Genomic DNA, 25,003 nt, shown 5'->3' on the forward strand with positions numbered 1-25,003 from the left:
CGCGCAGGCACTCTACGCAGGCGAGGCCCTGAGGTCGCACCACATGTGCACCTTGGCCAGCAAGGCGCCATCGACCGCAATGGCCAGCGGCTCCACGCCGAAAATCTGGAACCCGCAGCGCTCGTAGAGGGCTTGCGCGGTGCTGTTGCCCTCGGTGACGGTGAGCTGAACCAGCCGCAGCCTTTCGATTGCGCGCGCATGCGCCAGCACCGCAAGCACCAGCCGCCGGCCGAAGCCGGCGCGGCGCGCGGACGCCGCCACGGCCATGCCGAAGAGCGTGGCCTTGTGGCGGGCACGCTGCCGCGCTTCGAAGCTCAAGCCCGCCGCGCCCACCAGCACGCCCGCCTCGTCGAAGGCGCCATAGACCACGCTGGCCTCGCCTGCATCCGAACCCAGCCGTTCTTCCCACCACCCAAGCGGCAGGCCAGAGCGCTCTTCCACCGTCGTGGTAAAGGCGCTGGGGTGCGTGGCATAGGCGTCGAGCATCAAGGCGCGGTAGGCCGCAGCATCGACCGCCGCCAGGCGGCGAACGGCGTTGTGGTCGTTTTCTTCAGAAGCGGACACAGACGGACTGCCTTTCCTGCAGCACGGCCTCCTGGCCGAAGCGCTGCCTGTAGGTGTCGATGATGCGTGCGATGGCGGCATCGTCGTCGGCGCTACGCGAGTGCAGCAGCACCACGAGCTTGGAGGGCTCGCGCACCACGTTGCCCGATTCGCCGCGCCACTGCCCCGCGGCATCGATCACGGTGAGGCCTTTCGGAAAGGCCGGCGTCACGACCGAATCGAGGAAAGCGGTCCACTGCGCGTTCGACACCTGCCCGCCGGCGGGAATGGCGCGGCCGAAGTACAGGGTGTCGCGTTCCAAAGCGTTGAAGCCGGCTGTGCAGGCCGTGGAGGGTCCGGGCGCGGATGGCAGGGTGCTGCATCCGGCGAGCATGGCTAGCGTTGCGGCCGAAGCTGCCAGGCGCAGGCGGGTGACGATCGGACGCATGGTGCGGCTCACCGGGTCGGTTGCCTCAGGCTTCCGGCGCGATGGCCTCGGCGTACTCGTACAGCGCACCAAGAATTTCTTCGCCGCGCTCGTCCGCCGTTTCAGACAGCGCATCGACTTCGCTGAACAGCATTTCGATAGTGCGCGCCCCGCCCTCGCCCTTGAAGAGCCGCGCGACGCGCAGCGCCTCCCAGCGTTCGGTTTCCTCGGGGCTGAGAAGCTCCGGCCAATTGCGCGCCCGGTAGCGGAAGAGGATTTCCTCGAGGCGGCCATCGTCAAAACCGGTACGGTCCTTCGCGAGTTCCTCGGGCGACAGCGCGCGCAGCTGGTTCAGCCGGCGCCTGTCCGCATTGCCGACGAAGCCGCCATACAGGTCTTCGTCCACATCCGGCGTGGCCTCCTTGGGGCGGGCGTACACCTGCGACCAGATGGCGCTCATGTCGGGCAGGTCGCGTGCGATGGCCGCGTGCCGCATGGCCGCGTCGAGATCGACGTTCCAGCGCTCGGCCATGGCGGGCGCCAGCGTGCGCAGGTTGCCGACGACCATCGGCGACTTGTTGAGGTGAATGCCCTTCAGCGGCAGGCGGACCACGCCTTCGGGCAGGTCTGCGGTGCGCGTGAAAAGGCGCAGGCGCAGGGTCTCCACGTCGATGTCGCGCAGCTCGCTCGGGTCGTGCGCCAGATCCCAGGCGAGGAGTTCGTTCTTGTTCGTCGGGTGACTCGCAAGCGGCCACATCACGCTGAGGCACCCGCGCTCGACCGGGAACATGCCCGAAATGTGCAGGAAAGGCTTGGCCGTTTCCCGCATGGCCGGCAGACCGAGTTCGCTGGCCACGCGGTCCTTCTTGTGCAGGCCGAAGGCGAATTCGAAGAGCTTGGGCCGGCGCTCGCGAATCAGCCGGGCCAGCGCGATGGTGGCGCGCACGTCGGAAAGCGCATCGTGCGCAGATTCATGCAGCAATCCGTTGGCGCGCGCTAGGTCCTCGAGCTTGAAGCTGGGCTTGCCGTCTTCCTTCTTCGGCCACTCGATGCCGTCGGGCCGCAGCGCGTAGGTCAGGCGCACCACGTCGAGCAGGTCCCACCGGCCGCAGTCGTTCTGCCATTCGCGCGCATAGGGGTCGATGAGATTGCGCCAGAACAAAAAGCGCGTGACCTCGTCGTCGAAGCGGATGGTGTTGTAGCCCACGCCGATGGTGCCGGGCTGAGAGAAGGCCTTCTCGATCTGCGCGGCGAAGGCATGCTCTGGAATGCCGCGCTCCAGGCAGACCTGCGGCGTGATGCCGGTGATCAGGCAGGCCTCAGGGCTGGGCAGGTAGTCGGGCGCCGGCTTGCAATAGATCATCAGCGGCTCGCCGATCTCGTTCAGCTCCGCGTCGGTGCGAATGGCGGCGAATTGCGAAGGCCGGTCGCGGCGCGGCACGGCGCCGAAGGTTTCGTAGTCGTGCCAGAGAAAGGTGTGGTTCATTCAGAGCAGGGGAGAAAACAATCGTGCAATCGCGTCGCCAAGGCGGCGCCAGAAACTCTGCGGGCGGTTGGCGCGCACCGCGCCGGAACTGTGGAGGTCGGTTTCGAACTGCGCCGCCAAGGGGCGCGCCAGCTCGGGCCCGTAGACCACTGCGCTCACCTCGAAATTGAGCCTGAAGCTGCGGTTGTCGAAATTTGCGGTACCGATCATCGCGCAATGGTCGTCGACCACCAAGGTCTTGGAGTGCAGCATGCGCGCCTTGTACTCCCACACCTTCACGCCGGCCGCAATCAGTTCGTCGAAATAGGAGCGCGCGGCGGCGCTCACAATGGCCGAATCGCTGCGGCGAGGCACCAGCAGGCGCACGTCGACGCCGCGCAGCGCCGCGCTGGTGAGCGCCATCATCGCGGGCTCGCCGGGCACGAAGTACGGGGTGGTGAGCCAGGCGCGTTCGCTGGCCGAATGAATGGCCTCCACATGCATGCGGTGGATGGGCTCGAGCATGTTGTCGGGGCCGCTGGTCACAATTTGCACAGGAATGTCGCCCGCCTCCACCTGCGGCAGCATGGCGCCCATCAGGTGGTCCATGTTGCGGAGGTCTTCGCCGGTGGCGTAGGCCCAGTCTTCGAGAAAGGTGGTCTGGAGCCAGCGTACCGCGCTGCCCTCGATGCGCAGGTGCACGTCGTGGTAGGCGTCGGGCCGCGTGCGCTTGTCTTCCTCGTCGGTGATGTTGACGCCGCCGGTAAAGCCCACGCGACCGTCGCACACCACGATCTTGCGGTGAGTGCGGTAGTTGGTTACCGGCCGAAGGCGCCGGCCGATGCGCGTGTCATGGAATAGCGCAACCTCCACGCCCGCGGCAACAAGCGGCGCCATGAACTTGCGGCCAATGCGCTTGGAACCCAGCGCGTCCAGCAGAAGGCGCACCGCCACGCCCTGCCGGGCGCGTTCTACCAAGAGGTCGCGCAGCGCAGTGCCGATCTTGTCAGGCTCGAAGATGTAGTACTCGAGGTGGATGTGGTCTTGCGCTTCGCGCACCGCATCGAAGATGGCGTCGAAGGTGCGCGCGCCGCCCGAAAGCAGCTCGACGCCCGTGGCGCTGGAAACCGGCAGCCCGCAAGCTGCGGTACCCAGCCTCGCCATCTGCTGCAGCGCCGGCGGCGCATTCTGTGCGGCGTCTCGCAGCCGCGCCAGCTCGCCCTGCGTATGAGCCTTAGCACGGCTGCGCAGGCGCTTGACGCGCTGCTTGCGCAAGCGCTGCGGCCCCAGGAAGTAATAGATGACGAAGCCCGCAAACGGCAACAGCGCCAGCGACAGGATCCAGCTCATCGTGGACACCGGCGCGCGCTTCTGCATCACGATCCAGACCGACAGCACGGCGATATAGCCGCTCCAGGCCAAAGAGAGGCCGGTTTTCCATTCCTGACTGAGCTCGGGGAGGATCAAAGTAAAACTGCGTACGGGGTAAGTTCCGGCCCCAAAGAAAAGGCCGGCAGCGAATGCTACCGGCCTTTTGAGTGTTGCCAGGATTACCGCGGAACCGGCGTTGCCGGCCCCGCTTCTTTATCCTGCGGCAGCCTCTTCGGCTTCAGGCTTGGACTTGCCTTCCTTCTTGGGCAGCGGCTGGATGTCCAGCTGCACCTCGCCCTTGTCGTCAATGTCGACCGACAGGCGGCCACCATCGATGAGGCGTCCGAACAGCAGCTCGTCGGCCAGTGCACGACGGATCGTGTCCTGGATCAGGCGCTGCATCGGGCGCGCACCCATCAGCGGATCGAAGCCCTTCTTCGCCAGGTGCTTGCGCAAGCCGTCGCTGAACGTGACGTCGACCTTCTTCTCGGCCAGCTGCGTTTCGAGCTGGAGCAGGAACTTGTCGACCACGCGCAGGATGATCTGCTCGTCCAGCGCCTTGAAGCTCACGGTCGCGTCCAGGCGGTTGCGGAACTCCGGCGTGAACAGGCGCTTGATATCGGCCATTTCGTCGCCCGCCTGACGCGGGTTGGTGAAGCCGATGGTCGCCTTGTTCATGGTCTCGGCACCCGCATTGGTGGTCATCACGATGATCACGTTGCGGAAGTCGGCCTTGCGTCCGTTGTTGTCCGTCAGGGTGCCGTGGTCCATGACCTGCAGCAGCACGTTGAAGATGTCCGGGTGCGCCTTCTCGATTTCGTCGAGCAGCAGCACCGCGTGCGGCTTCTTCGTGATGGCTTCGGTCAGGAGGCCGCCCTGGTCGAATCCGACGTAGCCCGGAGGCGCGCCAATCAAACGGCTCACCGCATGGCGCTCCATGTACTCCGACATGTCGAAGCGGATCAGCTCGATGCCCATGATGTAGGCGAGCTGCTTGGCCGCTTCGGTCTTGCCGACGCCCGTGGGACCGCTGAACAGGAACGAACCGATCGGCTTGTCTTCGCGGCCGAGGCCCGAACGCGCCATCTTCACGGCGGACGCCAGCACCTCGAGCGCCTTGTCCTGGCCGAACACCACGCTCTTCAGGTCGCGCTCGATCGTCTGCAGCTTGCCGCGGTCGTCGTTGCTGACGTTGGCCGGGGGAATGCGCGCGATCTTCGCGACGATGTCCTCGACCTCGGACTTGCTGATGGTCTTCTTGCGCTTGCTCGCGGGCAGGATGCGCTGCGCGGCACCGGCCTCGTCGATCACGTCGATGGCCTTGTCGGGCAGGTGGCGGTCGTTGATGTACTTGGCGCTCAGCTCGGCCGCAGCCTGCAGGGCCGCCACTGCGTACTTGACGCCGTGGTGCTCTTCGAAGCGCGACTTCAGGCCCTTCAGGATGTCGACGGTTTCCTGCACCGTCGGCTCGACAACGTCGACCTTCTGGAAGCGACGCGACAGGGCCGCATCCTTCTCGAAGATGCCGCGGTACTCGCTGAACGTGGTGGCGCCGATGCACTTGAGCTGGCCGCTCGAGAGCGCCGGCTTCAGCAGGTTCGATGCATCGAGCGTGCCGCCCGAGGCCGCGCCCGCACCGATGAGCGTGTGGATCTCGTCGATGAAAAGAATGGCGTTCGGCTTGTCCTTCAGCGACTTGAGCACGCCCTTCAGGCGCTGCTCGAAATCGCCGCGGTACTTGGTGCCGGCAAGCAACGCGCCCATGTCGAGCGAGTACACCTGCGCCTCGGCCAGGATTTCGGGCACGTCGGTCTGCGTGATGCGCCATGCCAAGCCTTCGGCGATGGCGGTCTTGCCCACGCCGGCCTCACCCACCAGCAGCGGATTGTTCTTGCGCCGGCGGCAGAGAATCTGGATGACGCGCTCCACCTCGTATTCGCGGCCGATCAGCGGATCGATCTTGCCGTCCTTGGCGAGCTGGTTGAGGTTCTGCGTGAACTGCTCGAGAGGCGAAGCCTTCTCGTTCTTTTCGCCGCCGCCCTCTTCGCCCTCGCCGGAAGACGATTCGCTGCTGCCCTTGACGGCCTCGGGCGGATCGCTCTTCTTGATGCCATGGGCAATGAAGTTCACCACATCGAGGCGGGTTACGCCCTGCTGGTGGAGGTAGTACACCGCATGCGAATCCTTCTCGCCGAAGATCGCGACCAGCACGTTGGCGCCGGTGACTTCCTTCTTGCCGTTGCCGGTGGACTGCACATGCATGATGGCGCGCTGGATCACGCGCTGGAAACCCAGCGTGGGCTGGGTGTCGACATCGTCGGTACCCGCCACTTGCGGCGTGTTGTCCTTGATGAAGTTGGTGAGCGACGCCCGCAGGTCGTCGACGTTGGCCGAGCAGGCGCGCAGAACCTCTGCGGCGCTCGGGTTGTCCAGCAAAGCGAGCAACAGATGCTCCACGGTGATGAACTCGTGGCGCTGCTGCCTGGCCTCGACGAAGGCCATGTGCAAGCTGACTTCCAGTTCCTGGGCAATCATGTGATTTCCTTTTGCCTTGCTGTAAATAAGTTCTCAGATGGGTTGGAGCTTGCGCAATTCAACTGGTTCACGCAACAGGCTCGCTCACGCACTGCAGCGGATGTCCGGCCTGGTGCGCCGCCTCCATCACCTGGTTGACCTTGGTGGCCGCCAGGTCGCGGGAATAAACCCCACAAACTCCGCGGCCATCGAGATGAATCTTTAGCATGATCTGGGTCGCGGTTTCGCGATCCTTGTTGAAATATTCTTGCAGGACGACGATTACGAACTCCATGGGGGTGTAGTCGTCGTTCAGCATGACCACTTGGTACATCTGGGGTGGCGCGGTTTTTTGCGGCCGCCGCTCCAGAACGACCGAATCTCCGTCATCCCCTGCCGGTTTCTGGGCCGGCGGAGTGCTGGGAGTCTTGGGAATTCTCGTTGCCATAAAAAAGATTCTATAGAGCGTGCAAGCACCGTGCCGGCGCAAGAAGACTTGGTGGCGCGTAATCGACAAATCAAGGGGCTTGCGTCGTGTGCGACACCACAAACGACGCAAAAAAACTCTGCCGTTTGCGCATGCTGCACGCGTAAATACTACGCGTCGCGCACTTTGAAAAAAATCAGTATTTGGAGCAGGGTGTGCCATTTCTCCAACTGGCGCGGCTGCGGCGTGCCGAAAGAAGAAAGGCCCCCGAGACCGTTAGATCTCGAGGGCCTTGGCTCACGGCGCCCGGGGCGCCAAAGCGCTATTGCTCGCGCAATTTACATGTGGTCGATCATGACCTGGCCGAAGCCCGAGCAGCTCACCTGCGTGGCGCCGTCCATCAGGCGGGCGAAGTCATAGGTGACCTTCTTGCTGGCAATGGACTTTTCCATCGAGCTGATGATCAGGTCGGCGGCTTCGGTCCAGCCCATGTGGCGCAGCATCATTTCGGCCGAGAGGATTTCGGAACCGGGGTTCACGTAGTCCTTGCCGGCGTACTTGGGAGCGGTGCCGTGGGTGGCTTCGAACATGGCGACGGTGTCGCTCAGGTTGGCGCCCGGGGCAATGCCGATGCCGCCGACTTGCGCGGCCAGGGCGTCGGACACGTAGTCGCCGTTGAGGTTCAGCGTGGCAATCACGCTGTACTCGGCGGGGCGCAGGAGAATCTGCTGCAGGAAGGCGTCGGCAATGCTGTCCTTGACCGTGATTTCCTTGCCCGTCTTGGGGTTCTTGAACTTCATCCACGGGCCGCCATCGATCAGCTCGGCGCCGAATTCCTTGGCAGCCAGCGAATAGGCCCAGTCACGGAAGCCACCTTCGGTGAACTTCATGATGTTGCCCTTGTGCACGATGGTCACGCTGGGCTTGTCGTTGTCGACCGCGTACTGCAGCGCCTTGCGCACGAGGCGCTCGGTGCCTTCCTTCGATACGGGCTTCACGCCGATGCCGGAGGTGTTGGGGAAGCGGATCTTCTTGACGCCCAGTTCGTCCTGCAGGAACTTGATGAGCTTCTTGGCCTTGTCGCTCTCGGCTTCGAACTCGATGCCGGCGTAAATGTCTTCCGAGTTCTCGCGGAAGATGACCATGTTGGTCTTGTGCGGCTCGCGCACCGGGCTGGGCACGCCTTCGAAATACTGGATGGGGCGCAGGCAGACGTACAGGTCGAGTTCCTGGCGCAGCGCAACGTTCAGCGAGCGGATGCCGCCGCCCACGGGCGTGGTCAGCGGGCCCTTGATGGAAACCACGTAGTCGCGCACGGCGTGCAGCGTTTCTTCGGGCAGCCAGACGTCGGGGCCGTAGACCTTGGTCGACTTTTCGCCGGCATAGACTTCCATCCAGTGGATCTTCTTCTTGCCGCCGTAGGCCTTGGCAACCGCTGCATCCACCACCTTCAGCATCACGGGGGTGATGTCCAGACCCGTGCCGTCGCCTTCGATGAAGGGAATGATCGGCTGATCAGGCACATTGAGCGAGTTGTCGGCGTTGACCGTGATCTTCTGGCCTTCGGCCGGGACTTTGATGTGCTGGTAGCTGGACATGAGGGGGGATGACTCCGGGAGTGACGTAATTCGGACGACTGTCTGCGAATTCAGACAGCGACGGGGAATCGCTGTACAGCCCGCGAACAAATCGCTGTACATTTTAGACGCAACCCATCAGCAAGCGTTTGTCAACCTGCGAGCCAATGGCTTCGTTAGTGGCTGACCTTCTGCTCGCCGGGAGGCGTTTCCAACCAATTCTCGATAGAGGAATCATCAATGAGCAAAATTCTCGCAGTCATGATCGCTGGCTTGTTCGCCGCTGGCGCTTACGCCCAGAACCCCACCGGCACCACGCCCGAGCAAGGCAACGCTACCAACAGCAAGCCGCAAGCCCGCGCTGAAGCCAAGAAGGAAGCCAAGCCCGCCGGTCAAGTGGCTGCGCCCGCTGGCGACATCGCCAAGACGCCCGAAGGCGGCGCCATCGGCACCGACAAGGCTGCTGCATCCGGCGAAAAGCGCGCTGAAACGCGCGACCAGCGTCGTCGCAACAAGGACGGCAGCGTCAAGCGCAAGTCGACCCAAGGCAGCACCCCGAAGTAATTCGGCCAGCCGCACAAGAAAAGCGCTCTCCGGAGCGCTTTTTTTTCGCCTGCATTGGCGGCGCGGCTGTCAACCGGGGCGAACGGCTGACGCGTTGAAGCTTGGCCTTCTCGCGAAGGTGATCCATATCAACAATCTCAAAGGATGTCTTCATGAACAAGCTGCTCGCAGCCCTCGTCGCCGGTCTTTTCGCAGCCGGTGCTTTTGCCCAACAAGCCGAACCGGCGCCCAAGGTGGACGCGCCTGTGGCGGCTGCCGCGCACAAGGCCAAGCAACCCGCCAAACACGCAGTGAAGAAGCACAAGGCGCGCCACCACGCGGCCAAGGCGCACGCGGCTGCAGCCAAGAAGGTGTAAGCTGCCCAGCTCACCGGCACTGCCTGCCAATGCCCGCATCAGCGGGCATTTTTCTTGGCCCCGCGCCTTTGAACCCGCCTTGAAAGAAGCCTCGATGTTCCAGCGTTTCGCCGCCCTGCTCCTGCTCGCCGCCTCCTTGATCGGCCCGGCGCAGGCACAACAACAGCAACCCCAGACCGACCTCGCACGCACCAAGCTGTCCGTCGGCTTGTACAAGATCGATGCGCAAGTGGCGCAAACACCCCGGCAGCGGGAAATCGGCCTGATGTTCCGCAAGGAAATGCCGCAGTCCGAAGGCATGATCTTTGTCTTCGAGCAGCCGGCCACCCAATGCTTCTGGATGAGAAACACCTTGCTGCCCCTGACCGCCGCCTTCGTGGCCGATGATGGCCGCATCGTCAACCTGGTCGATATGCAGCCCATGACCGAGAACTCGCATTGCTCCGAAGAGCCGGTGCGCTACGTGCTCGAAATGAACCAGGGCTGGTTTGCCAAGAAGAACATCAAGAAAGGCGCCAAGCTGGGCGGCGAGTTGTTTGCCGCCTCCAGGCGCTGAGTCCAGTCCGCCTGCACGGCCCATGAAAAAGCCGACCCGAGGGTCGGCTTTTTTATTGGAAAACCCGGTTCAGCCGAAGTTCTTGGCCGCGAAGTCCCAGTTCACCAGCTTGGCCAGGAAGGTCTCGACGAACTTCGGGCGCAGGTTGCGGTAGTCGATGTAATAGGCGTGTTCCCACACGTCCACCGTCAGCACCGGGGTGTCGCCGGTGGTCAGCGGCGTGCCGGCGGCGCCCATGTTCACGATGTCCACCGAACCGTCGGCCTTCTTCACCAGCCACGTCCAGCCCGAGCCGAAGTTGCCCACGGCCGACTTCACGAAGGCTTCCTTGAACGCGTCGTAGCTGCCCCACTTGGCATCGATGGCCTTGGCCAGCGCGCCGGTGGGGGTGCCGCCGCCCTGGGGCTTCATGCAGTTCCAGAAGAAGGTGTGGTTCCAGATTTGCGCGGCGTTGTTGTAGATGCCGCCGCTGGACTTCTTGACGATCTCCTCGAGCGTCATCGACTCGAACTCGGTACCCTTTTGCAGGTTGTTCAGGTTCACCACGTAGGCGTTGTGGTGCTTGCCGTAGTGGTACTCGAGGGTTTCCTTCGAGTACTCGGGTGCCAGCGCGTCAAGCGCATATGGCAGGGGTGGGAGCACATGTTCCATGGTTTTTTCTCGTGGGTTGGTTGCGGGGAATAAAGGATTCTAGAAAGGAATTACGCACCCGGCGTCGGACGTGGTCCCGTCTCGCCGGGCGTGACGGTCAGGTCGACCGAGCCATCGGCGAGCCGCGCAACCACGGCGTCGCCCGCCTTCAGTTTCTTTGCGCTGACGATGGCGCGGCCGTCGGGGCCGGTGAGCCAGGCATAGCCGCGCTGCAGCACCAGGGCCGGGTCGAGCAGCCGAAGGCGCAAGGCCACGCGCTCGAGGCGCTCGCGCCGCTGCGCCAGCGCGCGCTCGAGCTTCAGCGGGAAATCGGCCGAAATGGAACGTGGCGCATGGGCAAGCCGCTCCGTTCTCGATCGCAATGCGTAGTGCAGCCGCTGGGAATGGTGCGCCAACCGAAGCTGCTGGCGGGCCACGAGTGACGAGGGCCGGCCGAGCCGCGCCGCCGCCTGGTCGAGCCGCTGGCCCAGCGCGTCGAGTCGCGCACCCACCGCATCGCCGAGCCGCTCTTCCAGCAGGTCGATTGCACCGAGCCACGTCGCCTGCGGAGCACTGACGAGTTCCGCCGCCGCGGTGGGCGTGGGCGCGCGCAGATCGGCGCAAAAGTCGGCAATGGTGAAGTCGGTTTCATGCCCCACACCGCAGACCAGGGGCACGGGGCTCTGGACGATGGTGCGGGCCAGGGTTTCGTCATTGAAAGCCCAGAGGTCTTCGATGGAGCCGCCGCCCCGCACCAGCAGGATCACGTCGACGGCCGGCTCCAAGACGTAGAGCGATTGCAGCGCACGAACGAGCTCGGCCGGCGCGCCGGCTCCCTGCACCGCCGCGGGTGCCAAAACCACCGGAATATGCGGAACGCGGCGCCGCAGCGCCGTGACAACATCGTGCAAGGCCGCCGCGCCGAGAGAGGTGACCAGGCCCACCGAGCGCGGCATGGTGGGCAGCGCCCGCTTGCGCGCGGCATCGAAAAGCCCTTCGGCTTCGAGCCGCGCCTTGCGCTGCAGGAACTGCTCGAACAAGGCCCCCTGCCCCGCGCGCTGCAGGCTTTCGACCACCAGTTGCAGATCGCCACGCGGTTCGTACACCGCCAGGCGCCCGCGCACCTCGACCTGGTCACCGTCCCGCGGCGAAAAATCGAGCAGGCCGGCCGCGCGCCGGAACATCGCGCAGCGCAGTTGGCCGGAGGCGTCCTTGAGCGCAAAGTAACAATGTCCACTTGAGGCGCGCGAAAAACCCGAGATTTCGCCGCGCACCGCGACCGGGTTGAACCGCGCGTCGAGTGCATCGGCAACCGCGCGGCACAACGCCCCGACAGCCCAGATCCGCGGACCCGGTGTGGTATTCGGTTCACGCAAGTTCACAAATCGCACAAGTGGCCGGCAGCCACTCTTCCACAGTGAGCGACCACCCACCGGCCGTGAGCCCCCGATACGAAACAGGCGCACGGTTTGTCGTGCAAGCCGTTGATTTCATTGAAAAAAGTGCTGCTCAAAATTCAATCGATCTAATGGGAGGCCCGTCCCATGCGGGTCCGGAGCTGTTGCGCATCGGGTTAGTCACAAAGTTATCCACAGAATCTGTGCGTCTTTGCTTACATGCAAACAAGCCGCGTGGCGATGGTGGGCTCGGTGGATAATCGCCGCGCATTTGCAGTCTACGGGCCGGAGGATTTTCTTGTTTTCCATCATAGTTGCCGCGGGCTGGCCGATTTGGCCATTGCTCGCTTGTTCGGTCATCGCGCTCGCGCTGGTTATAGAACGTTTCACAAGCCTGAAGACCGTGAAGGTGCTTCCGCCCAAACTGCTCGACGAGGCCATGACCGTCTCCCACGGCGCGGTTCCGGGCCCGGACGTGGTGACCAAGCTCGAACGCAATTCGATGCTCGGCCAAGTGCTGGCCGCCGGGCTACGGGCGCTCAACGCCAACCCGCGCTGCACCGAAGACGACCTGCGCGCAGCCATGGAAGCCTCGGGCCGTACCGTGGCGCACAAGCTGGAGCGCTACCTGCCCGCCCTGGCAACCATCGCGTCGGCGGCGCCGCTGCTCGGGCTCCTGGGCACGGTGATCGGCATGATCGAGATCTTCGGCTCGCAGTCGCCCGGAAGCGGGGCGGTGGGTTCGGGCAACCCGGCGCAGTTGGCGCACGGTATTTCGATTGCGCTCTACAACACGGCCTTCGGCTTGATCGTGGCCATTCCGACGCTGATCTTCTGGCGCTATTTCCGCAGCCGGGTCGACGAATACCTGTTGAACCTGGAACTCTCCGGCGAGCGCTTTGCGCGCCACCTGAACGCGCTGCGGAAATGATGGCTTCCCTGCCTGTCACTGCCATCGGAGACCCGGCATGAGCCGCGGCCGCATGCATTTCCGCCACGGCGCGCGGGACGAGCCCGAGATCAACCTGATCCCGTTCATCGACGTGCTGCTGGTGGTGCTCATCTTCCTGATGCTGTCGACCACCTACAGCAAGTTCACGGAGATGCAGCTGCGCCTGCCGACGGCGGATGTCGATTCGCAGCGCGACTACCCCAAGGAAGTGATCGTTGCGGTGTCCGCGGACGGCCGCTACTCGATCAACAAGACGCCCGTTGCCGACCGCAACGTGGCAACTGTGGCCGCAGCCCTCGGTGCGGCAGCCACGGGCGGCAAGGACAGCGTGGTCATCATCAGCGCCGACGCCAGCAGCCCGCACCAGGCCGTGATCACGGTCATGGAAGCGGCGCGCCGCGCGGGCCTGGTGCAGATCACCTTCGCAGCCCAGTCGACGGCGCAAGCAGGACGCTGAGTGCCGCCCCACGGCCGCTGCAGCAGTACCGGCGCACCGGCCTCCCGGCTGCAGCGCGCCTGGCTGCAGCGCGGTGTGCTGGCCTGCCTGCTGTGGCCTCTGTCGCTTCTTTATGCGGCGCTTTTTGCGGTGCGGGGCTGGTTCTACCGGCTCGGGTGGCTGAAGACCGAGCGCGTACCGGTGCCCGTGATCGTGGTCGGCAACGTCATCGCGGGCGGCGCCGGCAAGACGCCGGTCGTGATGGCCGTGGTTCGGCATCTGCAGGCTCGCGGCTTGCATGTTGGCGTGATCTCGCGTGGCTACGGCCGCCGCACCGGCGACTGCCGTGAGGTGCTGGACGAAAGCAATCCTCAAGACGTCGGCGACGAGCCGGCGCTGATCCGCCATGCCACCAGCGCGCCCGTTTTCGTGGCGCGGCGCCGCGCCGAAGCCGCGCAGGCCCTGCTGGCCCGGCACCCGACGACGCAAGTCATCGTGAGCGACGACGGGCTGCAGCACCTGGCGCTTGGGCGCGATATCGAGATTTGCGTGTTCGACGACCGCGGAATCGGCAATGGCTGGCGGCTGCCTGCGGGCCCCTTTGCGCGAGCCTTGGCCGCGCCGGTGCGACCTGGTGCTTCACAGCGGCGAGCGGCCGGCATTCGGCGGCGGCTACACCGCCACTCGCGCACTGGCGCAGGACGCCGTGGCAAGCGACGGCAAACGCGTGCCGCTGAGCACCCTCACCGGCAAGGCGGTGATTGCGCTCGCGGCCATTGCACGGCCCGAGGCGTTTTTCGAAATGCTGCGGGCGCGCGGCCTGACGCTGGCCGAGACGATTGCGCTGCCCGACCACTTCGATTTCGATGGCTGGCAAGTCCCTTCCGGCGCCGGACATCTGCTGCTCTGCACCGAAAAAGACGCGGTCAAGCTGTGGCGCAAAGCTCCCGGCGCGCTTGCCGTGCCGCTGCAGTTTGCACCCGCGCCGGAATTCTTCGCCGCGCTCGACGCAAAGCTATCATCGCTCGATGGATACCAAGCTGCTTGAACTGCTCGTCTGCCCCGTCACCAAGGGCCCGCTGACCTGGAACGCCGAAAAGCAGGAGCTCTGCTCGCGCAGCGCCCGCCTCGCCTATCCAGTGCGCGACGGAATTCCGGTGTTGCTCGAGAACGAGGCGCGCACGCTGTCCGACGAAGAGCTGGGGCTGTGAGCTTTACCGTTCTGGTGCCGGCGCGCCTGGCTTCGACCAGGCTACCCAACAAACCGCTGGCGGACATCGCCGGCCTGCCCATGGTGGTGCGCGTGGCACAGCGCGCGAGCCAATCGACCGCGCTGCGGGTGGTGGTTGCCGCGGACGACCTTTCCATCGTCACAGCCTGCAAGCAGCACGGCGTGGAGGCCATCCTCACGCGCCAGGACCATCCGAGCGGCACCGACCGCCTTGCCGAGGCCTGCGAACAACTCGCACTCGACGGCGGCGACATCGTCGTCAATGTGCAAGGCGACGAGCCGCTGATCGACCCTGCGCTGATCGACGCTGTTGCGTCCGCGCTCGCCCTTCGTCCGGAAGCCGCCATGAGTACCGCGGCCCATGAGATCGATTCGCTCGACGACTTCCTGAACCCGAACGTGGTGAAGGCGGTGCTCGATGCCCAAGGCAACGCGCTGTACTTCAGCCGCGCCCCCGTTCCGTGGTGGCGTGACGGCGCCGTCAACCGCGTGCCGACGGCGCTGCCCAGTCCGGCTCCGCTGCGCCACATCGGCATCTACGGGTATCGCGCGGGTTTCGTGCGCCAATTCCCTTCCTTGCCGCCGGCTCCGGTCGAGGCGACCGAGGCGCTGGAGCAACTGCGAGCGCTCTGGCACGGGCATCGCATCGCTGTGCATGTCACCCACGCGGCACCCGGACCGGGCATCGACACTCCAGAAGACCTGGCCCGCGTGCGCGCACTGTTCGCAGCCAAGCCGACACCCTGAAGCGTGCGCCACAGGGTGGCTGTAACGGAAATTCTTCACGCTCACGCATGCTATCCTCGACGCAATTCCGCCTTGCACGGCTCCCGGGCCGGCGCTTGGCGCGACACAAGATCTAAGAACCGTCCGAGGACACCATGAGACTAATTTTGCTGGGCGCGCCCGGGGCGGGCAAAGGCACGCAAGCGGCCTTCATCTGCCAGAAGTACGGCATTCCTCAAATTTCGACCGGCGACATGCTGCGCGCAGCCGTCAAGGCCGGCACACCGCTCGGCCAGCAAGCCAAGGCGGTCATGGAATCGGGTGGCCTGGTGAGCGACGACCTCATCATCAACCTCGTGAAGGAACGCATCGCGCAACCCGATTGCGCCGACGGCTTCCTGTTCGACGGCTTCCCGCGCACCATTCCGCAGGCGGACGCGATGAAGGCAGCGGGCGTCAAGCTCGACTACGTGCTCGAAATCGACGTGCCCTTCAGCGACATCATCGAACGCATGAGCGGCCGCCGCTCGCACCCCGCATCGGGCCGCATCTATCACGTGAAGTTCAATCCGCCGAAGGTCGAGGGCAAGGACGACATCACGGGCGAAGAACTGATCCAGCGCAAGGACGACGAGGAAGAAACCGTGCGCAAGCGGCTCGAGGTGTACAGCCAGCAGACGCGTCCGCTGGTCGACTACTACTCGGCCTGGGCCAAGGCCGATCCGGCCTCGGCGCCGAAATACCGCGCCATCAAGGGCGTCGGCACGGTCGAAGAAATCACCCAGCGCGCACTGGCTGCACTGAGCAACTGAAGTTCGGCAGCAGGCGGGCTGCCTTGGCAGCTTGCGCGCCTGCCCGCTTGTGCCCGCGGCCCCTCAGGCGGCTGTTCCGATCAGTTCCAGCATCAACGCGATCCGTGCCTTGACCGGCGTCAGGGCGCCGGCATCACGCAGCTTGTCATCAGGCCTCGGAAGAACGCGCCCGCTCGCGCAACGTGTGGCGCGCAGCACGGCGACGCCCGCATCCTGCGCGCGAAGCGCGGCAGCCTCCAGCGCATGGTGCACCGTGCCGTTGCCAGTCGCGGCGAGCACCAGCCCGCGCACCGGCTCGGCGACGCCCATCGCCCGCTCCTGAAGCAGCACGTCGACAATGGCGCCGGTCGCACCGGCGTGGCTGGTGAGGATTTCGACCCTCGGCCATTGCATCGCCGCGGCTTCGCCGGCTTCGAGAAGCTTCGAGCGCGCCGGCGACTCAGGCCAATCCCGCACCCGCCGTACCACCCCCTCCTCCACATAGCCGACCGGACCGACATCGCCCGAAGCGAACGCATCCTGCCGATAGGTGTGCACCTTCTGCACATCGAAGGCACTGTGGATTGCGCCTGCGCAGACCACGGTTACGCCCCGCGCAGCCGGCGCGGCTGCCACCGAGATGGCGTCGCGCACGTTCTGCGGGCCATCGGGCGAAAGCGAACTGGCCGGGCGCATGGCGCAGGTCAGCACCACGGGTTTGCCGGGCGCAAGCACGGCCTGAAGAAAGAAGGCGGTTTCCTCGAGCGTGTCGGTGCCGTGCGTGATCACCACGCCGGCCACATCGGCCTTGGCCAGCCAGAAAGCGCAACGCCGGGCGAGCTGCAGCCAGACGTCGGGTTCCATGTCCTTGCTGTCGAGCTGCGCCACCTGCTCGGCCGCAAGCGCCAGGCCTTCGGGCGCCTCGATGCCGCCGAGCAGGTCTGCCACGCCCACTTGCCCGGCGGTGTAGCCGATGTTGTCGCCACCGCTGGCGGCACGGCCCGCAATGGTGCCGCCCGTTCCCAGAACCACAATGCGCCGCAGGCTCGGCGAGAGCGAATTAACCATGGCTTGCCAACTTTTAAAAACTGGTTAAAAATACAGGTACTGGATATCTAGCCAGTGCCGCAAGGAACAACATATGCAGTTCGCCGTGAAGCTTACCGCCCGCCAGCAGCAAATCCTGGACTTGATCCAGAGCGCCATCGCACGCACCGGCGCTCCGCCCACGCGGGCAGAAATCGCCAATGAGCTGGGCTTCAAGTCGGCCAACGCGGCCGAAGAGCACCTGCAGGCGCTGGCCCGCAAGGGTGTCATCGAACTCGTCAGCGGCACCTCCCGCGGCATCCGGCTCAAGGGCGATGCGCTGCGTTCGCTCAACGAGTCGCGCAACAACCAGTTCTCGCTTTCGCTGCCCGGCATGGCGCAGCTGGCACTGCCTCTTATCGGCCGTGTGGCGGCGGGTTCGCCCATCCTCGCGCAAGAACACGTCGACCAGACCTACTATGTCGAGAACACGCTGTTCCAGCGCCAGCCCGACTACCTGCTGAAGGTGCGCGGCATGTCCATGCGCGACGCCGGCATCATGGACGGCGACCTGCTGGCGGTGCAAGCCACCAAGGAAGCCCGCAACGGCCAGATCGTGGTGGCCCGCCTCGGCGACGAAGTCACGGTCAAGCGCCTCAAGCGCAACAAGCAGGTCATCGAGCTGCACGCCGAAAACCCCGACTACCCCACCATCGTGGTCCAGCCCGGCGAGCCGTTCGAAATCGAAGGCCTGGCGGTCGGCCTCATTCGCAACACCATGCTGATGTAGGCCCTGCGGCCTGCCGCGAAAGCAGCACCCCACCCGGTCGCAACAGGTGGCGGGCGTATGGCGCTAAGTCGCCATCACCCTGTTGCGCCCGATCAAAGAAATCCTGCCTGTGTTCAACCTCAGACTTTTTTGGAGTTCACATGGGAATCGCCCTCCTCGCCATCGTTGATTTGTGGATGCCGCTGCAATCGCTCGCAAGCCGGCTGCTGCCGGCCCGTCGCCCGCGCCGCCACGACAGCAGCAGTGCTTCCGCAGGCTTGCGCTACGTCGCGGTCCGGCCGTCTTGCACGGCCCGGACCCATGGTCCAGCCGCCTCGGCTGATGCGTCCCCCGCACCCGCACGGCCCCTGCGCGTCATTCGCGTGGTGGACGGCCTGCAAGGCGAAAAGCGCAGCACCAACCGCATGGTGATTTCCGGTCGCATGGCCGACGTTTGCGCCGAACTCGACCGCCTGGCGGCACTCGAGGCCATGGAAGCCGTGAGCACCGCGCCCGCCTCCACACGCCTGCATTGAGGCCATGCAACCCCCGGTGACCATTGCCCGGGGCGGGTATCCAAACGTTCACACGCGCGTCATGCCAATGCTGCGAGGCACAATGGCACGCCATGAACATTGTGATCCTCGACGATTACCAGGACGCCGTGCGCAAGCTGCGCTGCGCCACCAAGCTGGACGCGTACGCGGCCAAGGTCTACACCAACACGGTCAAGGGCATTGGTCAACTGTCAATTCGCCTGAAGGACGCCGACGTGATCGTGCTGATCCGCGAGCGCACCCATATCTCGCGCCAACTGATCGAAAAGCTGCCCAAGCTCAAGCTCATTTCGCAGACGGGGCGCGTGGGCAACCATATCGACGTCACAGCGTGTACCGAACGGGGTGTGGCTGTGGCCGAGGGCACCGGCTCTCCCCAAGCGCCCGCCGAACTCACCTGGGCGCTGATCATGGCGGCCATGCGGCGCTTGCCGCAGTACATCAGCAACCTCAAGCACGGCGCGTGGCAGCAATCGGGGCTCAAGTCGGCTTCGATGCCGCCCAACTTCGGTCTGGGCTCGGTGCTCAAGGGCAAAACCCTCTGCATCTGGGGCTACGGCCGCATCGGCCAGCTGGTGGCGCGCTACGGCCAAGCCTTCGGCATGCAGGTCGTCATCTGGGGCCGCGAGGCAAGCTGCGCCAAGGCCCGGTCCGACGGCTTCCAGGTGGCGCAGAACCGGCACGAGTTCTTTGCCGCGGCCGATGTGCTGTCGGTGCACCTGCGGCTGAACGAAGAAACCATGGGCCTGGTCACGCTCGAAGACCTTTCGCGCATGAAGCCGACGGCGCTTTTCGTCAACACCTCGCGCGCGGAACTGGTCGAACCCGATGCCCTGCTGGCGGCGCTCAACCGCGGCCGTCCGGGGCTGGCGGCGGTCGACGTGTTCGAGAGCGAGCCGCCGCTGCAGGGGCACGCGCTCCTGCGCCTCGAAAACTGCATCTGCACACCGCATATCGGCTACGTGGAGCAAGACAGCTACGAGAGCTATTTCGGGCAGGCATTCGACAACGTGGTGAGCTTCATCAAGGGCAACCCCACCAACATCGTGAATCCGGGCGCGCTGCAGGTTCGCCGGTGATTTCATGAGCCGCCGGGCCGCCCCAAGGCGAGTACCGCAGCCGAAGGCGAAGGTCCTTCAGTGAACCGGCCTGCGCCCCGGGGCGCGCTCTGGGCGCTGCTGGCCGGCAATTTCGTGATCGGCACGGGCGTGATGGTGGTGCCCGGCACGCTCAATGAAATCAGCACGTCGCTGGCGGTTACCGTCGCTACCGCGGGCCAGCTGATCACGGTTGCCGCGGTGGTGATGTGCCTCGGCGCACCATTGCTGGCGGCCGTGGTCGCGGGCTGGGACCGGCGCCAGCTGCTTGCCCTCACCCTTGTCTGGTATGCCGCCGGGCACATCGTTGCGGCGTTGATGCCGAGCTTTGGCGCCCTGCTGCCGGTGCGCATGCTCACCGTGGTAGCTCCGGCCATCTTCACGCCGCAGGCCGCGGCCTGCGCGGGCATGCTGGTGCCGCCCGAACAGCGCGGGCGGGCCGTGACCTTCGTCTTTCTCGGCTGGTCGATGGCCTCGGTGCTGGGCCTGCCGCTCGGCGCGCTGATTGGCGGCCACCTGGGCTGGCGCATGGCTTTCACGGCGGTCGCAGTGCTCAGCATCGTGAGCGCGGTGTCGATCTGGCTGACGCTTCCGCGCGGCATCCGCCCCGCGGCGCTCACGGCAGCCGCGTGGTCACGCGTGCTCCGCAGCCCGGTGCTGATGGGCATTGTCGCGGTCACGGCGCTGCAGGGCGCCGGGCAGTTCGTCCTGTTCAGCTATTTCGGCCCCATCCTCAAGCAGGACTTCGGTGCCGATCCCACCACGCTGAGCCTGATGTGGGCCCTGTTCGGCGTTTTCGGGCTGCTGGGCAACATGCTGGTGAGCCGCTTCATCGACCGGGTGGGCGCGGGCCGCATGGTGCTGCTGACGAGTTCGCTCATCGCACTCAGTCTCTTCCTCTGGCCGTGGGCCGGCACGCTCCCCTGGCTTGCGGCCGTTCTCGTGCCGTGGGGCCTGGGGTGCTTTGCCACCAATTCGGCGCAGCAGGCGCGGCTGGTGGGCCTGGCGCCTGCTCTTGCCCCGGGCTCGGTGGCCCTCAACAGCTCGGGCATCTACATCGGCCAGGCCGTGGGCGCCGGGCTGGGCGGATGGCTGCTCGCCAATGATGCGGTGGCATGGATGAACTGGGTCGGCCTCGCGCTGCTGCTGCTGGCCATCGGCCTGAGCGTGGCCATCGATCGCAGCCGCCGCACAGCCTGACAGCGCAGCCCCGCGTAAAACCCGGGAAGCCGCCGCGCCCGGTGGCTGCAAAATCGAAGGCTGTGCAAGCTCCGCGCCCCCGCCTGCCATCAGGCCCGGATACACCTCAACCAGCGAAAATCTTCTTCCAATGACAGTGAACTACACCCGGATCGGCGTCGTCGGCGCCGGCGCCATGGGCCGAGGCATCGCCCAGATCGCCGCGCAAGCGGGCAGCGAAGTGCTGCTGCTCGACAGTTTTGAAGGTGCCGCGGAGCGCGGGCGCGAAGCCCTCGCGGCGCAATGGAACAAGCTGCACGAAAAGGGCAAGATCGACGCCGCGGCGCGCGATGCGCAAATCGCCCGAGTCAAGGCGGTCGATTCGGTTGCAGCCCTGGCTGCATGCGACCTCGTGATCGAAGCGGTGGTCGAAGACATCGAGGTCAAGCGCTCGTTGTTCCGTGAGCTCGAATCGGTTGTTGCACCGACGGCCACGCTCGTGACCAACACCTCGTCGCTTTCGGTCACGGCCATTGCGGCCGGGCTCAAGCACCCGGAGCGCGTGGCGGGCTTTCACTTCTTCAACCCGGTGCCGCTGATGAAGGTGGTCGAGGTGGTGGCGGGCTTCAAGACGTCCGCCGAGGTCTGCAAGCAGCTGGCCGGCTATGCGGTGCAGATGGGCCACAGCGCCGTGCAGGCGCAAGACACCCCCGGTTTCATCGTCAATCACGCCGGCCGCGGCTACGGCACCGAGGCACTGCGCATCGTGGGCGAAGGCGTGGCCGACTTCGCCACCATCGACCGCATCCTGAAGGACCAGGCCGGTTTTCGCCTTGGCCCGTTCGAGCTGATGGACCTGACGGCGCTCGACGTGTCGCATCCAGTGATGGAATCGATCTATCGCCAGTACTACGAAGAGCCCCGCTTCCGCCCCAGCGTGATCACCGCGCAGCGGCTGGCCGCAGGCGTGCTCGGCCGCAAGACCAATGAAGGTTTCTACAACTACAACGACGGCGTGATGCAGCAGCCTGCCGAAGCCGCGCCTCCCACCGTGGCAGCGCTGCCTTCGGTGTGGGTTTCGCCGCGTGCCGCGCGCCGCGCCGAGCTGCTGCGGCTGGTGAATACGCTGGGCGCCCAGATCGACAGCGGTGCCACCGCCGCGCCCACTTCGCTCATCCTGGTGGCGCCGCTGGGCTTCGACGTGACCACAGTGGCCGCGGTCGAGCGCCTGGACGCGACGCGCACCGTCGGCATCGACATGCTGATCGACGATGCCGCCACCAAGCGCCGCGTGCTCGCCACCAACCCGGCCACGCGGCGCGACATCCGCGATGCGGCGCACGCCCTTTTTGCGCGCGACGGCAAGGCCGTGAGCGTGATCCGCGACAGCGGCGGCTTCGTCACGCAGCGCGTGATCGGCACCATCGTGAACATCGCCTCCGACATGTGCCAGCAGCGCGTGTGCTCGCCGGCCGATCTTGAAACGGCCGTACAGCTGGGCCTTGGCTATCCGCGTGGCCCGCTGGCCATGGGCAACCTGTACGGCCCGACCAACATGCTCGAGGTGCTGTTCAACCTGCAGACCGTCTATGGCGATCCGCGCTATCGCCCGAGCCCCTGGCTGCGCCGCCGCGGTGCGCTTGGCCTGAGCCTGCTGCACGAAGAAGAATAAACGGACGCCAAGTCAAGAAAGCACGACACCGATGACCGCCGAACTCAAGAGCACCAGCGAAGGACGCACCATGGTGCTGACCATCGCCAACCCGACCCAGCGCAACGCGCTGGGCCCAGAGATCTACGCCGCAGGCATCGAGGCACTCAACGGCGCCGAAAGCAGCGACGAGATCCGCAGCGTCGTCATCGTGGGCGAAGGCGCGTGGTTCTGCGCGGGCGGCTCGCTGCAGCGGCTGTCCGACAACCGCCAGCGCGACCCTTCGGTGCAAGCTGAAGGCATCGAGGGCCTGCACAACTGGATCGACTCCATCCGCACCTTTCCAAAGCCGATCATTGCGGCGGTCGAAGGTGCGGCGGCCGGCGCGGGCTTTTCGCTGGCGCTGGCCTGCGACTTCGTGGTGGCTGCACGCGATGCGATTTTTGCGGCGTCGTACAGCAACGTGGCGCTCTCGCCCGACGGCGGCCTGAGCTGGCACTTGGGCCAGGCGTTGCCGCGCCAGCTGGCCAGCGAATGGCTGATGGCCGGCGAGCGCATCGGCGCACCGCGGCTGCATGCGCTGGGGCTGGTCAACGAGCTGAGCGAAAACGGCCAGGCGCTCGCAAGCGCGCTGGCGCTTGCGGCCAAGCTCAATGCCCGCGCACCGAACTCGCTGGCCAGCATCAAGGAGCTGCTCAGCGAGGCGCGCGGCGCCACCTTTGCGTCGCAGCTCTCGCAGGAGCGCGATCACTTCGTTCGCAACCTTCACCATCCGAATGCCGGCATCGGCATTGCCGCTTTTCTCGATAAGAAGCCGCCGCAGTACGAATAGCGGCACGACGTCACTCCCGTGACACCCTTCAGCCTTTCAGTCGCCGACAGGACAGACCAATGGACGACCCCATTCTTACCATCGAAGAACGTGAAGCGATCAACAGTGGTCGCTGGTTTTCTTCTCTCTCTCCATCGCTACGGCACGACATTCTTCGATGTGCTTTTGTCAAACGCTACAAGGACGGCGACCTGATCGCCGCCCGCGGCGATCCGCCCGATCACTGGATTGCCTGCGCCAAGGGCGCGGTGCGCGTGAGCTCGACGGCCGTGTCGGGCAAGCAGGTGACGCTGACCTACGTGGAGCCAGGCATCTGGTTCGGCGACGTGGCGATGTTCGACGGGGACCGGCGCACGCACGATGCCTATGCGCATGGCGACACCACGGTGCTCTGCGTAGCGCGGGCCGACTTTCAGAAAATCCTGGCCACGCACGTGGAGCTGTACGAAGCGCTGATGCGGCTGCAGGCGCGCCGCATCCGCACGCTGTTCGGGCTGGTGGAAGACCTCAACACCCTGCCTTTGCGCGCACGGCTGGCCAAGCAGCTTATTCACCTGGTGCGCAGCTACGGCGTGCCCAACCTGGAAGACGGCAGCCAGACGCGCATCGGCCTGCAGCTGGCGCAGGAAGAACTCGCGCAGCTGCTCGGCGCCTCGCGCCAGCGGGTCAACCAGGAACTCAAGACCATGGAGCGCGAGGGCACCATCCGGATCGAGCCGGGCGGGCTGGTCGTGCTGGATCGCGCGGCCTTGATGCGTGTCTCCGAAGCTGAGACCTGAGAAAACCAAAAAGAGACTGAGACATGAGCCAGGACTTCTCGAACTTCATCGGCACCCGCGCCGTTTCGCAGCAGCATGCATTCGACATCGAAGCGCTTGCAGCCTGGCTCACGAGGAACCTCGACGGCTTCAAGGGCCCGCTCACGGTCGAAATGTTCAAGGGCGGACAGTCGAACCCCACCTACAAGCTGGTGACGCCCACGCAGAGCTACGTGATGCGCGCCAAGCCCGGGCCGGTCGCCAAGCTGCTGCCCTCTGCCCATGCGGTGGAACGCGAGTTCAAGGTCATGAGCGGCCTGCAAGGCACTGACGTGCCCGTGCCGCGCATGCACTGCCTGTGCGAGGACGAATCCATCATCGGCCGCGCCTTCTACGTGATGGAGTTCATGCAGGGCCGCGTGCTCTGGGACCAGTCGCTGCCCGGTTTCACCAACACCGAGCGCGCGGCCTACTACGACGAGATGAACCGCGTCATTGCGGCGCTGCACACTGTGAAGTTCGCGGAGCGCGGCCTCGCCGACTACGGCAAACCGGGCAACTATTTCGAGCGCCAGATCGGCCGCTGGAGCAAGCAATACAAGGCCTCGACCGATGGCGCCGGCGAACTGTCGCAGCCGATCGACGCCATGGAACGCCTGATCGACTGGCTGCCCGCCCACATGCCGGCCAGCGCACGCGACGAGAGCAAGGTCTCGATCGTGCATGGCGACTACCGCCTCGACAACGTGATGTTCCACGCCACGGAGCCGCGAATCATCGCGGTGCTCGACTGGGAGCTCTCCACGCTGGGCCACCCGCTGGCGGACTTCAGCTACCACTGCATGTCCTGGCACATGCCTCCCACCACCGGCCGCGGCATCGGCGGCGTGGATGTCGCGGCGCTGGGCATTCCCACCGAAAGCGAATACATCCGCCGCTACTGCGAGCGCACGCGCATCAGCACGCCTGAGGCGCTGGCGCCCGACTGGAACTTCTACCAGGCCTACAACCTGTTCCGCATGGCCGCGATCCTGCAAGGCATTGCCAAGCGGGTCGAGGCCGGTACCGCGTCGAGCGAGCAAGCCGTGGCCTCCGCCCGCGGCGCGCGACCGATGGCCGAGATGGCCTGGCAGTTTGCCCAAAAGGCGTAAGCAGCCCCCAAAACCCCACC

At 65.4% G+C, this 25,003-nt stretch carries 26 protein-coding genes and 1 pseudogene; 17 read left to right on the forward strand and 10 right to left on the reverse strand.

What is annotated here, in order from left to right; translation table 11 throughout:
• Window positions 1-12: 12 nt before the first annotated feature.
• The 7 genes from M0765_RS25025 to icd all read right to left on the reverse strand — a co-directional run bounded on the left by M0765_RS25025 (window position 13) and on the right by icd (window position 8,345).
• A complete protein-coding gene (locus M0765_RS25025) occupies window positions 13-564 on the reverse strand; it encodes a GNAT family N-acetyltransferase (protein WP_258506624.1) in 552 nt (183 codons plus the stop codon).
• Window positions 551-991, reverse strand: coding sequence for a DUF3574 domain-containing protein (locus tag M0765_RS25030; RefSeq protein WP_258506625.1), 441 nt, complete (start codon window positions 989-991; stop codon window positions 551-553). Before M0765_RS25030 ends, M0765_RS25025 begins: the two co-directional genes overlap by 14 nt.
• A gap of 25 nt (window positions 992-1,016) precedes the next feature.
• Window positions 1,017-2,456, reverse strand: coding sequence for an exodeoxyribonuclease I (sbcB, locus tag M0765_RS25035; RefSeq protein WP_258506627.1), 1,440 nt, complete (start codon window positions 2,454-2,456; stop codon window positions 1,017-1,019).
• Window positions 2,457-3,902, reverse strand: coding sequence for a cardiolipin synthase (gene cls, locus M0765_RS25040; protein ID WP_258506628.1), 1,446 nt, complete (start codon window positions 3,900-3,902; stop codon window positions 2,457-2,459). It lies immediately after the preceding gene.
• 117 nt (window positions 3,903-4,019) lie between these two features.
• Window positions 4,020-6,341, reverse strand: coding sequence for an ATP-dependent Clp protease ATP-binding subunit ClpA (clpA, locus tag M0765_RS25045; RefSeq protein ID WP_126746055.1), 2,322 nt, complete (start codon window positions 6,339-6,341; stop codon window positions 4,020-4,022).
• A gap of 67 nt (window positions 6,342-6,408) precedes the next feature.
• Entirely contained in the window at window positions 6,409-6,768 is a 360-nt protein-coding gene (gene clpS / locus M0765_RS25050) for an ATP-dependent Clp protease adapter ClpS (RefSeq protein WP_021007487.1), read from the reverse strand.
• Window positions 6,769-7,085: 317 nt separating this feature from the next.
• Entirely contained in the window at window positions 7,086-8,345 is a 1,260-nt protein-coding gene (gene icd, locus M0765_RS25055) for an NADP-dependent isocitrate dehydrogenase (RefSeq protein WP_157614112.1), read from the reverse strand.
• 219 nt (window positions 8,346-8,564) lie between these two features.
• On the opposite strand from icd, the gene M0765_RS25060 reads away from it, so the two are divergent.
• The 3 genes from M0765_RS25060 (at window position 8,565) to M0765_RS25070 (ending at window position 9,800) form a co-directional block, all read left to right on the forward strand.
• On the forward strand, window positions 8,565-8,888 hold the full coding sequence (locus M0765_RS25060; RefSeq protein WP_126746058.1) for a cell envelope biogenesis protein TolA: 324 nt from the start codon (window positions 8,565-8,567) through the stop codon (window positions 8,886-8,888).
• 152 nt (window positions 8,889-9,040) lie between these two features.
• Complete coding sequence (locus tag M0765_RS25065; protein WP_157614116.1) at window positions 9,041-9,244, forward strand: hypothetical protein; 204 nt, start codon at window positions 9,041-9,043, stop codon at window positions 9,242-9,244.
• 94 nt (window positions 9,245-9,338) lie between these two features.
• Window positions 9,339-9,800, forward strand: coding sequence for a DUF192 domain-containing protein (locus tag M0765_RS25070; protein ID WP_258506634.1), 462 nt, complete (start codon window positions 9,339-9,341; stop codon window positions 9,798-9,800).
• A gap of 69 nt (window positions 9,801-9,869) precedes the next feature.
• Here M0765_RS25070 and M0765_RS25075 read toward each other — a convergent pair whose 3' ends face one another.
• Both M0765_RS25075 and xseA read right to left on the reverse strand, forming a co-directional pair.
• Window positions 9,870-10,451 carry a superoxide dismutase gene (locus M0765_RS25075; protein ID WP_258506636.1) on the reverse strand — a complete coding sequence of 194 codons (582 nt, stop codon included), beginning with the start codon at window positions 10,449-10,451 and terminating at the stop codon, window positions 9,870-9,872.
• Window positions 10,452-10,501: 50 nt separating this feature from the next.
• Window positions 10,502-11,812: an exodeoxyribonuclease VII large subunit gene (xseA, locus tag M0765_RS25080; protein ID WP_258506637.1), complete on the reverse strand. Its 1,311-nt coding sequence runs from the start codon at window positions 11,810-11,812 to the stop codon at window positions 10,502-10,504.
• Window positions 11,813-12,125: 313 nt separating this feature from the next.
• Here xseA and M0765_RS25085 point away from each other — a divergent pair, with 313 nt between their 5' ends.
• The 6 genes and pseudogenes from M0765_RS25085 (at window position 12,126) to adk (ending at window position 15,984) form a co-directional block, all read left to right on the forward strand.
• The gene (locus M0765_RS25085; protein WP_126749848.1) at window positions 12,126-12,758 is read left to right on the forward strand and encodes a MotA/TolQ/ExbB proton channel family protein; all 633 of its coding nucleotides are present in this window, start codon (window positions 12,126-12,128) and stop codon (window positions 12,756-12,758) included.
• 52 nt (window positions 12,759-12,810) lie between these two features.
• Window positions 12,811-13,236, forward strand: a complete 426-nt coding sequence (locus M0765_RS25090) for an ExbD/TolR family protein (RefSeq protein WP_258508452.1) — start codon at window positions 12,811-12,813, stop codon at window positions 13,234-13,236.
• Window positions 13,237-14,263 (forward strand): annotated as a pseudogene (gene lpxK / locus M0765_RS25095) (tetraacyldisaccharide 4'-kinase).
• A complete protein-coding gene (locus M0765_RS25100) occupies window positions 14,244-14,426 on the forward strand; it encodes a Trm112 family protein (protein WP_013541700.1) in 183 nt (60 codons plus the stop codon). Before lpxK ends, M0765_RS25100 begins: the two are co-directional and overlap by 20 nt.
• Entirely contained in the window at window positions 14,423-15,193 is a 771-nt protein-coding gene (gene kdsB, locus M0765_RS25105) for a 3-deoxy-manno-octulosonate cytidylyltransferase (protein ID WP_258506638.1), read from the forward strand. Before M0765_RS25100 ends, kdsB begins: the two co-directional genes overlap by 4 nt.
• Before the next feature lie 134 nt (window positions 15,194-15,327).
• Window positions 15,328-15,984: an adenylate kinase gene (gene adk, locus M0765_RS25110; RefSeq protein WP_126749844.1), complete on the forward strand. Its 657-nt coding sequence runs from the start codon at window positions 15,328-15,330 to the stop codon at window positions 15,982-15,984.
• 63 nt (window positions 15,985-16,047) lie between these two features.
• On the opposite strand, the gene M0765_RS25115 is transcribed toward adk, so the two are convergent.
• Window positions 16,048-17,031 (reverse strand): asparaginase, encoded by a 984-nt coding sequence (locus tag M0765_RS25115; RefSeq protein ID WP_258506639.1) that lies wholly within the window; start codon window positions 17,029-17,031, stop codon window positions 16,048-16,050.
• A 73-nt stretch (window positions 17,032-17,104) separates the two neighbouring features.
• Between M0765_RS25115 and lexA the strand changes: the two genes are divergently transcribed.
• The 8 genes from lexA (at window position 17,105) to M0765_RS25155 (ending at window position 24,983) form a co-directional block, all read left to right on the forward strand.
• On the forward strand, window positions 17,105-17,779 hold the full coding sequence (gene lexA, locus M0765_RS25120) for a transcriptional repressor LexA (protein ID WP_093023612.1): 675 nt from the start codon (window positions 17,105-17,107) through the stop codon (window positions 17,777-17,779).
• Window positions 17,780-17,919: 140 nt separating this feature from the next.
• Window positions 17,920-18,294 (forward strand): hypothetical protein, encoded by a 375-nt coding sequence (locus M0765_RS25125; protein ID WP_258506640.1) that lies wholly within the window; start codon window positions 17,920-17,922, stop codon window positions 18,292-18,294.
• A 92-nt stretch (window positions 18,295-18,386) separates the two neighbouring features.
• Window positions 18,387-19,394, forward strand: a complete 1,008-nt coding sequence (locus M0765_RS25130; RefSeq protein WP_126749840.1) for a D-2-hydroxyacid dehydrogenase family protein — start codon at window positions 18,387-18,389, stop codon at window positions 19,392-19,394.
• Window positions 19,395-19,454: 60 nt separating this feature from the next.
• Complete coding sequence (locus tag M0765_RS25135) at window positions 19,455-20,612, forward strand: MFS transporter (protein WP_258506642.1); 1,158 nt, start codon at window positions 19,455-19,457, stop codon at window positions 20,610-20,612.
• A gap of 130 nt (window positions 20,613-20,742) precedes the next feature.
• Window positions 20,743-22,263, forward strand: a complete 1,521-nt coding sequence (locus M0765_RS25140; protein WP_258506644.1) for a 3-hydroxyacyl-CoA dehydrogenase — start codon at window positions 20,743-20,745, stop codon at window positions 22,261-22,263.
• A gap of 31 nt (window positions 22,264-22,294) precedes the next feature.
• Window positions 22,295-23,074 (forward strand): oxepin-CoA hydrolase, alternative type, encoded by a 780-nt coding sequence (locus M0765_RS25145; protein WP_258506645.1) that lies wholly within the window; start codon window positions 22,295-22,297, stop codon window positions 23,072-23,074.
• Between the two features lie 59 nt (window positions 23,075-23,133).
• A complete protein-coding gene (locus tag M0765_RS25150; RefSeq protein ID WP_126749836.1) occupies window positions 23,134-23,853 on the forward strand; it encodes a Crp/Fnr family transcriptional regulator in 720 nt (239 codons plus the stop codon).
• Between the two features lie 23 nt (window positions 23,854-23,876).
• Complete coding sequence (locus M0765_RS25155; RefSeq protein ID WP_258506647.1) at window positions 23,877-24,983, forward strand: phosphotransferase; 1,107 nt, start codon at window positions 23,877-23,879, stop codon at window positions 24,981-24,983.
• Window positions 24,984-25,003: the final 20 nt, after the last annotated feature.

This window comes from Variovorax sp. S12S4, from assembly GCF_023195515.1.
In the GTDB taxonomy this organism is placed as follows: Bacteria; Pseudomonadota; Gammaproteobacteria; order Burkholderiales; family Burkholderiaceae_C; genus Variovorax.

What these genes read in the sequence shown, in the direction of transcription:
- M0765_RS25030 (WP_258506625.1), bottom strand. Translation starts at nt 991, where the DNA reads ATGCGTCCGATCGTCACCCGCCTGCGCCTGGCAGCTTCGGCCGCAACG.
- sbcB (WP_258506627.1), bottom strand. Translation starts at nt 2,456, where the DNA reads ATGAACCACACCTTTCTCTGGCACGACTACGAAACCTTCGGCGCCGTG.
- clpA (WP_126746055.1), bottom strand. Translation starts at nt 6,341, where the DNA reads ATGATTGCCCAGGAACTGGAAGTCAGCTTGCACATGGCCTTCGTCGAG.
- clpS (WP_021007487.1), bottom strand. Translation starts at nt 6,768, where the DNA reads ATGGCAACGAGAATTCCCAAGACTCCCAGCACTCCGCCGGCCCAGAAA.
- icd (WP_157614112.1), bottom strand. Translation starts at nt 8,345, where the DNA reads ATGTCCAGCTACCAGCACATCAAAGTCCCGGCCGAAGGCCAGAAGATC.
- M0765_RS25060 (WP_126746058.1), top strand. Translation starts at nt 8,565, where the DNA reads ATGAGCAAAATTCTCGCAGTCATGATCGCTGGCTTGTTCGCCGCTGGC.
- M0765_RS25065 (WP_157614116.1), top strand. Translation starts at nt 9,041, where the DNA reads ATGAACAAGCTGCTCGCAGCCCTCGTCGCCGGTCTTTTCGCAGCCGGT.
- M0765_RS25070 (WP_258506634.1), top strand. Translation starts at nt 9,339, where the DNA reads ATGTTCCAGCGTTTCGCCGCCCTGCTCCTGCTCGCCGCCTCCTTGATC.
- M0765_RS25075 (WP_258506636.1), bottom strand. Translation starts at nt 10,451, where the DNA reads ATGGAACATGTGCTCCCACCCCTGCCATATGCGCTTGACGCGCTGGCA.
- M0765_RS25090 (WP_258508452.1), top strand. Translation starts at nt 12,811, where the DNA reads ATGCATTTCCGCCACGGCGCGCGGGACGAGCCCGAGATCAACCTGATC.
- M0765_RS25100 (WP_013541700.1), top strand. Translation starts at nt 14,244, where the DNA reads ATGGATACCAAGCTGCTTGAACTGCTCGTCTGCCCCGTCACCAAGGGC.
- adk (WP_126749844.1), top strand. Translation starts at nt 15,328, where the DNA reads ATGAGACTAATTTTGCTGGGCGCGCCCGGGGCGGGCAAAGGCACGCAA.
- M0765_RS25115 (WP_258506639.1), bottom strand. Translation starts at nt 17,031, where the DNA reads ATGGTTAATTCGCTCTCGCCGAGCCTGCGGCGCATTGTGGTTCTGGGA.
- lexA (WP_093023612.1), top strand. Translation starts at nt 17,105, where the DNA reads ATGCAGTTCGCCGTGAAGCTTACCGCCCGCCAGCAGCAAATCCTGGAC.
- M0765_RS25125 (WP_258506640.1), top strand. Translation starts at nt 17,920, where the DNA reads ATGGGAATCGCCCTCCTCGCCATCGTTGATTTGTGGATGCCGCTGCAA.
- M0765_RS25130 (WP_126749840.1), top strand. Translation starts at nt 18,387, where the DNA reads ATGAACATTGTGATCCTCGACGATTACCAGGACGCCGTGCGCAAGCTG.
- M0765_RS25140 (WP_258506644.1), top strand. Translation starts at nt 20,743, where the DNA reads ATGACAGTGAACTACACCCGGATCGGCGTCGTCGGCGCCGGCGCCATG.
- M0765_RS25145 (WP_258506645.1), top strand. Translation starts at nt 22,295, where the DNA reads ATGACCGCCGAACTCAAGAGCACCAGCGAAGGACGCACCATGGTGCTG.
- M0765_RS25150 (WP_126749836.1), top strand. Translation starts at nt 23,134, where the DNA reads ATGGACGACCCCATTCTTACCATCGAAGAACGTGAAGCGATCAACAGT.
- M0765_RS25155 (WP_258506647.1), top strand. Translation starts at nt 23,877, where the DNA reads ATGAGCCAGGACTTCTCGAACTTCATCGGCACCCGCGCCGTTTCGCAG.